Genomic DNA, 3,566 nt, shown 5'->3' with positions numbered 1-3,566 from the left:
AGTAGGAGGTATTATTTAAGATTATTTAACCCGACTGTAAGAGGATATGAATTATAGGTTACGCGATCAACTAAGTACGTTCTCTGAATATCTTCTCCTGTCCGAAAACCCTTTGTTCAAAAACGAATACTTTAAAATAATTAAATATAGTATCAATTTTAAACTAAATTGTCAACACAAAGAGTTATTAGGCTGAAACGATAGAGTCAAACTTGACTTGGTTAAATTATACAGGATAAGGGAAAGTTATGAGGTATATTATTTTCATCATGGTTTCGTTAACGTCTTTCTCGTTTCCTCCCCATATAGAATTCATGTATTAAATTGGTTCATTGCACATTTTTATTTATAATTTTTATCAAGCTCAGTTCTGACAAAAAAAATTAAAAATAAACATATTATACTGCTCCAAAATTAAGAAAAGTTTTGTAGATTTAGACACCTATAAATAAACTTGGTTTATTAGTTAGATGTCAATCGTTTATTGTCTTAAGGAACGATGTAGACGAAATAAAAACAAAAAATTATGGTTAGTAGAGTAAATTCAATGAGTGTAAAAGACACCTATTCAGACAAATATAAACCAATTTAGGGAACACTCATAATTCCCAATTACCTTACTGAGTGTGAAAAAGTTACACAACGGAGGTAATTTAGTTTTTCTAACAATACTATCGGAAAGCCTATAAAGACTATTACTACTCAAACTTAACAAGAATCTTCTTTAATAATGATAGTAACCTTTCAATTAACTACATTTTCAAGGTCTTCTCCTTTTGAGTCTTTGCATCCAAGACTATAACGATTATATGGACTTAATGAAAGAAATTAAATGTCCTAAAGCGGAAGGTTTCTGATAAAGGTAGCCAAATATTTACTCGCATGAATACTTTTAACCGTAGAAATATTTTATCCGCCAAATATATGAAATTTCTACGAAATAGTCACGCGCAAAGTGCGAGTCGTCCTCTTAGGGGTGATACCAATTTAAAACACTCCTAGAGAGTCCGTATTTCGCGCTTTGTATCCGATTAATTCGTTAACTGTTGTCTGGGATTACTCAAACATAATAAAATCATAGATATAAAAATTTAAGTAGTTCGTTTCAATTACGTCGCCTATTACGATATAGAAGGAGACCTGCTTTTAGGTAACGTTGTCGTTTAGGTTATACTAGAAGAAGTGCATTTCAATTAAGAACCAAATTTTAACCAGATTGAAATAGTTAGTCACGGACGTAACGTTATAGTAGATATCTACATTTTACGCAACAAGATAATCGATTGTAAAGAGGGTTGCAATATACATTACGCATAAAGTTATTTATATCTCGTAGAAGGACGCAACCGAGATCCAATTTATCGACTTATTCTGGACGAACTAATATATTTACCCATTTAAGTATATCGAGTCCACTTTTTAAGACCAATTCTTATAGACTAACGACATGTACAAATCGAAACGTAGATTTCTTTTTGTTTTGTCATAAAAAAGGGACATCGAGGCATTAAAATATTGTAGGAACTTTTTGTTTTCCCCCCAGGGTGTGTCGTTGATTGTTTTCCCAAAGTTGTAATTAAGGCCATTTATGAAAGAATAAACTGTACCGTGTAGTTTAAGGAATAAGCTAGAAACGACTATAGTAATATTTGTTTTTAGTAACTCAGACCGTAATCCAAAAGTCATTGTAATAAACCAGAGTTAATTGGCATAAAACCAGAACAAAAAAATTATCGTAGAAAAACAAGTTACTAAAAGTGTGGTATTTATCGGAAAAAATTTTTACAAAGATACTCCCTGATATTTTAAATATCAATAAAGAAGGAGATCTAAAGTGGAGTATATTTCGGCTTAGTCGCACGGATTATTCTCAAAGATATAGTTCCGGTAAAAAACCCATGTATGATTACGGTTACGATCCTCATTAACTTTAATGCAAGACGAAATATCACTACCCCGAACGTTATTGCAACTTATTCACAAGTTGTTGAGCTGTATGCAGTAAAAATATATGTTGAAGTCTTTCTTGTTAATTTTTGAGTAGGGGTGGAACAGAGGGTTGTTGTAGCCTTCTTGCATGTGAGCTAAAATCTGCGCTACGTTAAAGATAATTATTATTTAGTGGTTATAGTACTGGTTTTCATAGTAATTAAAAGAATTTCATCAGATTCAGGTATTTATTATATCGTTGAAACACGAATATCGCGTACCGTACTGGGTGCTTCTAGAATTTCCTAAGGAGGTGATCGAACGCTAAACGTTCGGGACATTCCCGCAGTACTATCCGGTACAACTGATTAAAAAGGAGACGAAAAAAAACTCGTAGTTATAAAACTTAGACTCTTTATTTTATGTGTCCCAATAGGACACGTAGGAATTGGTTACTTTGTGAGTTATTTTAGGTATGCTACCGAGGTAAAAATGTTTACATAGCAAAAAGGTAAACTATCCTTAATTAATAAGGTAGGTTATTAACTGCCTATATTGAATTTAGCCAAACATTTAGTAGTCCTATACAATACACAACTTTCAGCTAAAAATTATAGAGGAGAAGCCATATTGGACAATAAAACGTTTCTCTAAATAAGTGGAATTCGGTTGCAGGAAGGTTACTTTGATTTCGGTATGGTCATCGCCGTTTTAGTTTCCGACTTGCTTTAGAAAAAAGTGAAAGATGGTTCCAAAGTAAGCGATCTATTTCAAGAAAACAAGCGAGAACTTGAAAAAAAAGGTCTAGTTCTAAATTCGCAAAGTTTATGAGTCGTACAAGAAGGAAATAGTTAAGTATTAATAGTTTCTATTTTTTTTCACGATAATTTAACTATGTTTATTTGTAATGTAGTTTGGTACTCATACGACATAGTTTCTTGCACTACTTGGCCGGATTTTACTACCATTGTTATTATTTATCACAGGTACGGTCTGGATAAGAAGACGGAAAGTTTTTATTCCGACTACGCCTATTGTCTTCTTTTTCTCGATTAGCATTGCACAACATACCCCGATTGTCTATCTAACTTATTTTTTCATACTTGCGTTTTTAATTACGTTTTAATGAATAGTTAAGTTAAAAAAGAAATACCGATGCCGATATCATTTCATTTGTCTTTGTTGATTAACTTTTTTGTTTTAGTTACTGAGGGTAATGCCGCGATACAACGGTTGCTTGTTTGGGGTATGGGTTACGGTGTTATGGTCGTTTCTTTTTTTGTTATAATTCTTTTTATATGACTATAAAATAAAGAGCAAGTAGGAGTGATTTGACTTCTAATTTGTTATTTTTCACCGAACTTTAAAAAAAGTAGCATACTGGACTAAGTCGCCACTCAACTAATAAAGAAAGTTTAATTTTTAAACTGGTCAAACGACTAAATGTAGTTTTTGTTGAATTAAATAGCTTTTTTTGTACCTTTTATTAAAATACCATAAAATCAAAGCCGTGCTATTAAGATCATTAAACTAGAATGAAGTAAAAAATTATTTGGCCCTCCGGTGATATTAATATAGATATCGCTCCCTAGTTTGCTTGCACAAAGGAAGAGGAGAAGGAGTAGTTTATTATAAAG

Source organism: Legionella qingyii, assembly GCF_003184185.1.
The sequence above is the reverse complement of the archived record's forward strand: the minus strand, read 5'-3'. Positions refer to the sequence as shown.